The organism is Mammaliicoccus lentus (assembly GCF_002902755.1).
Lineage (GTDB): Bacteria > Bacillota > Bacilli > Staphylococcales > Staphylococcaceae > Mammaliicoccus > Mammaliicoccus lentus.
In genome coordinates, this window is sequence record NZ_PPRS01000039.1 from 1 (window position 1) to 8,885 (window position 8,885).

The window sequence follows — 8,885 nt, forward strand, 5'->3', positions numbered from 1 at the left end:
ATAAAGTATTGATATCTATTTTAATATTTCTAGTCATAATAAAACTCCCTGCTAAGTTTTCACTATTTAAGTGTTTACTTAACAGGGAGCATATCAACGTGGGTTAATGATTACCATACTGCTTTCAATGAAAATCCTTGGGGTGGCTATAAACATTCTGGTATAGGCCGAGGGTTAGGTACTTACGGTTTAGAATCTTTCCAAGAAGTAAAACAAATCAATATTAGTAAGCAATTAAATAAAATAAATTGGTTTAGCGAGCAATTAATAAAATAGAAAGATATTCTATTTTAATATACTGATATACCTATTACTATCAATTTTAGAACTATATGAGACCAAATAAATATAGTGATATAGTAAAAATATTATTGAATTGATTTTGAACATGGGTTATGATAACGGTATTGATTATTATAGTACATGGCGTGTACTAATAGATAAGGAGTTGTGCTTTTGAAAAAACCATTTGAAATTTTTATAGAAGACATTAAAAATATAAGACGTGTGCCGTTTGTAATTATATTATTATTAGGGCTTTCAATTTTGCCATCATTCTATGCTTGGTTTAATTTAAGTTCTACATGGGACCCTTACAACAATACTGAAGGTATTAAAATTGCGGTCGTAAACGAGGATAAAGGTGCCAAAGTTGAAGGGAAAGATATTAACGTAGGTGACCAATTAGTTAAACAGTTAAAGAAAAACGATAAGTTCGGATGGGAATTTGTAAATCGTAAAAAGGCTGACAATGGTGTCGAAAAAGGTGATTATTATGCCTCTATATATTTACATAAGACTTTTTCTGAAGAAGTCACAAGTATATATAATAAAAAACCTAAGAAAGCAGTCATCGATTACAAAGTAAACGAGAAATTAAATGCTATTGCACCTAAAATGACAAACGCTGGTGCATCTTCAATTGTAGATTCTTTAAATAAAGAATTTGGCGAGAATGCTACGCAAGCATTATTAAAAGAAGCGAATCAAGTCGGTTTAGACATTGAAAATGAATTACCTACTATGAGTAAAATTAAAAATGCTGTATTTACCGCTGAAGATAATCTTCCTAAAATAGAAGAATTTAAAGAAAAGGTAATAGAAATTGACGAACATCAAGATGACATAACGCATTATAAAGATGAATTCGAAGCGCTTGGTAATTACAAAGGCGATATTAATGAAGGTGTAGACAAGATTAATGAAGTAAACAGTAAAATGGGTGAGATTAACCAAGCTGCTAAATTAATTACTGCGCTTAATGCTAAAATGCCTGAAATTGAAAGTGCATTAGCAAAAGCTAATAAAGTACAAGAGCAATTTCCTAAAATAAATAAAGGTGTTCCTCAAGGTATTGAAGCATCTGAAAAAGCATTAACGGCTATCAATAAAGCAGAACAATACTTGCCTGAATTAAATAATAAATTGGATAAGTATGAAGCAGATGCTAAAAAAGCTCAGGAAAAAACTGAAAAAGCTAACGAAAAATTGAAATCAGAACAAGAAAAAGATAATAAAGATAACAAAGAACAATCAGATCCAAATAAAGAAGAACCTAAAGATAATCAAAATAAAGAGCAACAAGATAGTAATAAAGAAAACGAAGAAAATAAAACTGAAGAACAACCTAAAGAGCAATCAGAAGAACAAAGCGAAGAAGATAATAATACTGATCAAAGTGCTGAGGAGCAAGAAAATAACAAAGAAAAATCAGATGCTTCAAAAGAAGAAATAGAATCAACTGAAGAGAATGAAAATGGAAATGATATCGTAACAACTCAACAAGCTTACGATGAAGATGGAGAAAACGCTAATAAAGAAGACAATCCAGACAACAATCAATCTTCTAAAGAAGTATTAAATGATCAAGAATTAAAAGAAATGAAATCAGCACTTAGCGAATCATTAACAGCGCTAGCAGACTACAGCAATGAACAAGCAACAATGAATAAAAAAGATTTAGAAAGTATGCAGTCAATCAATCAAAGTATATTGATGAGTCAAGACAGCAAACAACTTGCAGATACTGTGAAAAATAATCAATCACGATTAAAACAAGGTGTAGAATTTAATAATTCAATGATTGATATTTTAAATGAACTTAAGAAATCTGAAGGTATTGATACTTCAAAAGCAATTTCACAATTTGAATCAGCTAACAAAGATTTACAAAGTGTAATTAATGGCCAAAGCAACCTTATTAACGCTTTAAATGACGGTAAATCTGGAAAAGAAGAAGTATTGGCATTAGATAAATTAATAGATTCTAATTTACTATCTTTAGATAATTTAATGAAATATACAAGCAGTGATTTTAAAACTACTTTAATGGAAGGCGTCAATCAAATTGATCAAGCATTAAATAAAGGTATCGACGATATCTCAACTATCAGAAGTTCAATGAACATGATAGAAAATGTCATTCAAACTGGAAAAAGCTCATTACAAAATGGGCACGATTTATTAGTAAGCATTAATAATGAATTACCAGAACTTGAAAGAAAGTTTAATAACATTAATGAAGTTGCACAGACAAACTTCCCTAAATTTAAAGAACAAGTAGGAAAAGGTGCTTATTACGTTGAAAATGAACTGCCAAACGTTCAATCAGAAGTAGAAAATTTAGCACAGTTTTCAAATAATGATTTACCAGCAATGATTGATAAATACGATCGCGCTGTTCAATTAGTAGATGACAACTTGCCAGAAGCACAAAAAGAAATTCATGACTTAGCAGAATTTGCACGAAATGATTTACCAGGTATTGAAAAAGATATTAAAAAAGCTGCAAACAAAGTTAGAGAAATAGATGAAGATGATACTGTTCATGAACTTATAAAATTATTGAAAAATGATTTGAAGAAACAAGCAGATATTATCGCACATCCAATAGAATTAAAAGAAGAATCGTTATTTAGTGTTCCTAACTACGGAACAGCTAGTACACCTTTCTATACATCTTTAGCTATTTGGGTAGGCGCTTTACTATTATCTAACTTATTAACGACAGATATTAAAAATCCAGAAATTAAGAATAAGTATTCATTAAGACAAACATTCGTTGGAAAGAGCTTTATATTCATAATTATAGGTGTTATGCAATCAATCATCGTGTCACTAGGAAATATGTTTATCTTAGGCGCTGCTATAGATAATAGACTATTATTTATATTACTATCTGTACTCGTTTCTATAGTATTTATCAGCATAGTATATACATTAGTATCTCTATTCGGTAACGTTGGTAAAGCTTTAGCAATCGTTATAATGGTATTACAAATTGCAGGAGGCGGTGGAACATTCCCTATACAAGTTACACCAAAATTCTTCCAGGCAATACACCCATTCTTACCATTTACTTATGCTGTAGATGCATTAAGAGAAGCGGTTGGTGGTGTAGTACCAGAAATTTTAATTTATAATATAATATTCCTAGTATTATTTGGAGTCGTTATATTCACAATAGGATTTATCGTTAAACCGATACTGGATCCATGGAAAAACAAAACAAGTAAACGCGCTGAAGATAGTTATTTAATGGAATAATTTCATGTAGCAAAATAAGTTGCCCAATCAGTAGAAATTAACTACTGGATTGGGCGATTTTATTTATAATATTAATCTTGAAAGTGCATGCTTGCCTAGGGGTATGGTTCGAGCCTGTAGTCTCTCACTCATACTATTCCCCGGGCGTCAGCACTTTCTAAAACCACTAAAAAACAGCTACTTTCTAATATGACACTGCACCCTTACTAAGGGAACTCAATAAAAACACTATTTTCTAGGCTGCTAATTCCCTATATTCTATAGGGGATAAGTAGCCGAGTATTTGTTGAATTCTAACTTTATTATAGTTTTCAATGTAATTTTCTACAATATCTATTACAATGGTATTAGAGCTTCTAAGCTCACTGTTTAAGTAGAATGTTTCACTCTTTAGAGAGCCATGAAAACATTCTATTAGGGCATTATCAGCTGGCGTTCCCTTACGGGACATGCTTCTGGTAATGTTTTTTCTGTACATAGGGCATAGTATTCATAAGAGGTATACACACTTCCTTGATCACTATGTAATATAGTCCCTGGTTCCAATTGAAGTTGTTTTAATGTCTCATTTACTAGTTCTTGATTTTGGTTTTTACCAATTTTATATGCCACAATTTCACCATTGTAAGCATCCATGATAGATGAAAGATACAACATTGTATTCCCGAAGTGTATATAAGTGATATCTGTTAAAAGTACTTCTAAAGGTTTCTCTGCTTTAAAATTTCTATTCAATAGATTATGTGTCTTATAATATGGATTCCCTGGTCTTTTCGATTTCTTCACGCGTACTTTACAATTTAAATTATGTTTTTGCATAATTCTTTGTACTTTCTTGTGATTAATTGTTTTATTATTTTTTCTATTTAACAAGCCAGTTATTTTTCTATAGCCATATGTAAAACGATGCTTCTTACATAGTTCTATAATTTCATTTTCATCCTCAGATATACTGAAATCTTTGTTTTTCCATCTGTAATAATTAGATTTTGGAATATCTAAAACTTCTAAAATGAGTTTCACTGTATATTTAGATTTCAATTCATTTACTAACTCGACAACTACTTCTGGGACCACTTCCTTTCCAATTCTTTGTACTTTTTTAAAATTTTATTCTCTACTTCTTTGCGTTTCAACTCAATTTTAAGTGTTTCAACAGTACTTAACTCTTCGATACCTTTTCCGTAGGAATATTGTTTTCCTACTTGTTGATTGAACCTATGTGTTTCACCATTTCTATACCATTTCCACCACTGATCAACTTGGGACTTATTTTTAATGTTTAAAGTATCCATAATTTCTCTTGTACTATATCCTTTAAGTTTCATTTCTACTACTTTATATTTTATTTCAACTGAATATGCTACTCTTTTCATAGAAAAAACACCTCCGTATAAATTCATTTTAATATGAATTCAACGAAAGTGTTTTTATTTTACTCCCACATTCTGGGGTTAGTGCAAAACGTCCAGATTCTTTTTTATAATGTTTTGCTTTAATCATATAATTAAATTGTTGCTTCATCTTTCTTACTTAAAAATGTAACAACCAATAACATAATAATTGAAAGTGGTAATCCAACTAAGATTGGATGAATCCCAAACGGATGACCAAGTATTTGCCAAATAACGGCTGACCCAAGTCCACTCCACATCGAAATATTCCCAGCAATTTTTGTAGGTCTTTGCCAGAATAAACCGAAAACAACTGGCGCTAATAAACCTGATACTGACATCGCAGTACCTGTTACCATAAGGTTTACTAACCCAGGAATCATAAGTGATAATATCAAAGAAATAACAGAAACTATTAACACAGATACCTTACTATATAACAACATTTTCTTTTGACTAGAGATTTTGACATTTGGTTTTATAATATCGTTAGCAATAGATGAAGCACCTGCAATGAAGAACGAATCCGCACTAGATATAACAGCTGCTAGTAACACCATAATCATAACGACTACTAAAGGAAACGGGAAGACTTCTTGAATCACATGATAATAAACTAATGGTGTCTCAGTTATATCGAGATTCAAACCAAATTTACTGTATACACCGATTAAAACTGTCATTGCGCCTAATATCACCGCAATAATCATTGAAATCCAGTAACCATTTCTCGCAGTTTTTAAATTCTTAGCTGCCCAAATACGTTGCCAAACATCTTGTCTAATAAACTGATAAAAAGCTAATGTTAAAAGATAAATTAAAATTTCATTTGGTGTAATATTAAGAAAATCTAACATATCATTTTGATTCTGGTTAATAGCGTTAGCTTGAACTTCGCTCCAACCACCTGAATAATATATAACCACAAAGAACAACACGATAATACCAACCGTAAGTATCGTACCTTGAATAACATCTTGCCAAATGACAGCTTTCAAACCACCGAGATAAGTTTTGATTGTCAGCAAGACCCAACCTAGAATGATACCAACTGTCATATTTAGTCCTAATGTTAAATTTAAAATAGAAGCAATAGCGACAAATTGCATACCTGTCATCGCACAATAAGCAAATAAGAAACTGATAACAGTAGGAATACGTGCAGATTCACCATAACGAAGCGCAGTGTAATCACCTATTGTTACCATGTTATATTTTTCACCTAATAATCTAATACGCTTTAAGAAGAATAACGCAAGAATGATAACAGCACTTATCATCGTAATATGTATCCATTGTTGGCCCATACCTAACGTATATCCATTTTCCATATACCCTAGCAATGTAGCACCACCTACACCTGTACCAACAAATGTTAAAATCAATGGGATGACTGATACAGTTCTACTCGCCATATTATAGTCATCGTATGTTTTTATATTTCGCTTTATGTATAAAGACATGATTAGTAAAAACACAAAATAAATTATGATTATAAAACCTAGAACAAATTGTTCATTGTTATTAAACACTACAATACCACCTCGCAAATATGATGTTTTCACAATAAATTAAGCTTATTGTTATTTTTAACTCAATTGAAATCTTATCACTTAAGTAAGAATTATGAAAGCACCTTTTTATAGTATTGAGTTTACTTTGAAAAACCCCCTGTTTCTTCCGGATAAACAACCTCGCCATCATCTTCTATAATTGGCATTGCACCCCATTGTCCGAGTTTATGTGGCACTATTTTTATTCCTTCTTTATCGTTCAATATAATATGTTTAACTTCTGTATCATGTGCCGCTAACCAATTACTTATAATTAAACGATGACATCTTGAAGGATGTTGTTCTGCACATAAAATTGCTACAGTATCATTTTTAGTATCATTAATTAATGATTTAATACCTGTTTTGAAATCGTCTGTTAATGTGTAGTCTGCATAATTATGAAATGATTGGTTTTTCCAACCTTCATTTAAAGTTTCCCCTACTTCTTGAGATGGTTTTCGTCTTCCACCTAATAAATCTATATGATGGTAATTTATATCATGATTTTTCAGCCAATTCTTAAATGATCCTTGATTGTACTGCGGATGTTTTTTGCTATTAGGAAATGCACGAACATCAACAATCATTGTGATATGAGCCTTTTTCAACATCTTTAGAAAAGTATCTAACTCATAATCAAAATGACCTATAGTATATACACACATAAATTTCATTACCTCCATGTTTACAGATCTTTTTCATGTGAAACATCTTAGTTCCAAGTGTAGTTACATTTTATACATTGTATCATTTTATTTATTAATCCAAACCAAAATAAAATCCTATCAATAAATGATAGGATACATAAACACTGAAGTTTAATTATTGAGTTTGAACTTCTGGAGCAATATCACAACTACCGCCAGAACCATAATTATTAGCCGTTTTATCACCAGGCTTAACTAACACATACAATGTATATAACGTCACTACTCCAGCTACAACTGTACCGAATGCACCAGCCATCAACGACGCACCAAGCATACCAGTACTTCCAGCCCCTGCAGCTGCAAGGATAGCTACAACAAACGTTACAGTCGCAGCCAAAGCGATAAGGCCACTAATATGAGAAACGATTGCAAGAACCATTGTACGATTTGAATCATGTAAACGTCTTGTCATAACAGTGAATGAAGGTATTATGACTGCCAATCCGAAAAGTCCGCTTAGAAACCCAGCTGAAACCATTCCTAAGAGAGAAGTTATTACAAAGTTGATCCAAAAAGGATGCCAAAAGTCTGGACGATTAGATCTTCCGTTTATGTCTAAAAAACGTACCCAAAAATCTTTGTAACTTTCTATAACTTGATTTTGTGAATTATTCATGAGTTTCCTCCTACCATTTGATAGTAATAGTATACAAAAGTATAACCTTATAAAGCAAATGAATTTAAAATTATTCATATTAAGAATAATAGATTTTTATTTTATATATGTAATTTTTTTATTTTACTGAACTTAGAAAAACCAACCGCTATTATACATGTAATTATCCCCGATATAGTATAAATATATTGTATTTCAATATGATCTGTTATATACCCTACTATTAAGATAGAAAATAAAAACGAAACCTGGACAAGTAAATCTTTCAAACCTGTTATTTTAATCATATCTTTTTCATCACTGTTATTAATAATGAAGGTTTTATGAATTTATGAAACAATTAATTATCATTTTAGTCATTGTGTTATTAGAAGCTGCAGAATTATTTACATGGAATCAATATGAAAATAATCAAATAAAGAAAATGGGAATTAAAGATAAAAAAGGAATCTGAAGAAAAACTAAAGAACAGAAAAAAGTTAAAAAATCATATTCTAAGAAAAAACTCCAATAACTCACAGAATAAAAAAGTAAATAAAACTGAAGATGATACAACAGAAACCTAAACTGATATAAGCAATAACCATGATGGTTAAGGGATCGTACCTGCAGATGAAATGACTACTAAACAAGAGCAACTTGCTAAAGCAGGTAAATTTCAACCATCTATTCCTGTAGAAGAACAAAGAGAATATGAAGAAGAACAAACCAGCCAAAGACCAGATCCAAACACTATGTCAGATGATGAATTTTTAGATGCCTATAAAGAAGGCATACCTTCAGATAAAGCTGAAACAGTTGATAAGTTAGCAGAAGATCTTAACTATATTGATTACCTAAGAGGACAAGTAGAATCAAGAGGAAAAGGTCAAGGTGGAACTTACTAAAGAATAAATATTCTAAGGGCAAAATAAAAATTAAATTAAGAATTAAAGTTATTATGTATTAAAATTTCACAATACTATAATTTAGAGAGTCATTTTACTTATAATACTATTTGTATTTTATTTTTGATATAATCAACTATATAATCGATTTTACATTAATATATAAATATTATAAT

6 protein-coding genes and 2 pseudogenes are annotated in these 8,885 nt (G+C 30.7%); 4 read left to right on the forward strand and 4 right to left on the reverse strand.

All coding sequences use genetic code 11. The annotated features are described in order from the left end of the window. Positions 1–96: 96 nt before the first annotated feature. Both CD135_RS10695 and CD135_RS10700 read left to right on the forward strand, forming a co-directional pair. Positions 97–276, forward strand: a pseudogene (locus tag CD135_RS10695) (aldehyde dehydrogenase family protein); the annotation flags it as partial. 174 nt (positions 277–450) lie between these two features. Then, positions 451–3,546 (forward strand): YhgE/Pip domain-containing protein, encoded by a 3,096-nt coding sequence (locus CD135_RS10700; protein WP_258027595.1) that lies wholly within the window; start codon positions 451–453, stop codon positions 3,544–3,546. A 235-nt stretch (positions 3,547–3,781) separates the two neighbouring features. On the opposite strand, the pseudogene CD135_RS10705 reads toward CD135_RS10700, so the two are convergent. The 4 genes and pseudogenes from CD135_RS10705 to CD135_RS10720 all read right to left on the reverse strand — a co-directional run bounded on the left by CD135_RS10705 (position 3,782) and on the right by CD135_RS10720 (position 7,822). Further along, positions 3,782–4,922, reverse strand: a pseudogene (locus CD135_RS10705) (IS3 family transposase). Between the two features lie 131 nt (positions 4,923–5,053). Continuing rightward, entirely contained in the window at positions 5,054–6,472 is a 1,419-nt protein-coding gene (locus tag CD135_RS10710) for a sodium:solute symporter family protein (RefSeq protein ID WP_064205165.1), read from the reverse strand. A gap of 122 nt (positions 6,473–6,594) precedes the next feature. Further along, the gene (locus CD135_RS10715; RefSeq protein ID WP_103269452.1) at positions 6,595–7,161 is read right to left on the reverse strand and encodes a DUF488 domain-containing protein; all 567 of its coding nucleotides are present in this window, start codon (positions 7,159–7,161) and stop codon (positions 6,595–6,597) included. A gap of 157 nt (positions 7,162–7,318) precedes the next feature. Next, positions 7,319–7,822 carry a DUF805 domain-containing protein gene (locus tag CD135_RS10720; protein ID WP_017000441.1) on the reverse strand — a complete coding sequence of 168 codons (504 nt, stop codon included), beginning with the start codon at positions 7,820–7,822 and terminating at the stop codon, positions 7,319–7,321. Between the two features lie 331 nt (positions 7,823–8,153). On the opposite strand from CD135_RS10720, the gene CD135_RS13265 reads away from it, so the two are divergent. Next, positions 8,154–8,276 (forward strand): hypothetical protein, encoded by a 123-nt coding sequence (locus tag CD135_RS13265; RefSeq protein ID WP_258027596.1) that lies wholly within the window; start codon positions 8,154–8,156, stop codon positions 8,274–8,276. 163 nt (positions 8,277–8,439) lie between these two features. Then, positions 8,440–8,709 carry a hypothetical protein gene (locus CD135_RS10725; RefSeq protein ID WP_103269453.1) on the forward strand — a complete coding sequence of 90 codons (270 nt, stop codon included), beginning with the start codon at positions 8,440–8,442 and terminating at the stop codon, positions 8,707–8,709. The last annotated feature ends 176 nt before the right edge of the window (positions 8,710–8,885 follow it).

Excerpts from the sequence above, each read along its gene's own strand:
- CD135_RS10715 (WP_103269452.1), bottom strand. The coding sequence starts at position 7,161 with ATGTGTGTATATACTATAGGTCATTTTGATTATGAGTTAGATACTTTT.
- CD135_RS10720 (WP_017000441.1), bottom strand. The coding sequence starts at position 7,822 with ATGAATAATTCACAAAATCAAGTTATAGAAAGTTACAAAGATTTTTGG.
- CD135_RS13265 (WP_258027596.1), top strand. The coding sequence starts at position 8,154 with ATGAAACAATTAATTATCATTTTAGTCATTGTGTTATTAGAAGCTGCA.
- CD135_RS10725 (WP_103269453.1), top strand. The coding sequence starts at position 8,440 with ATGACTACTAAACAAGAGCAACTTGCTAAAGCAGGTAAATTTCAACCA.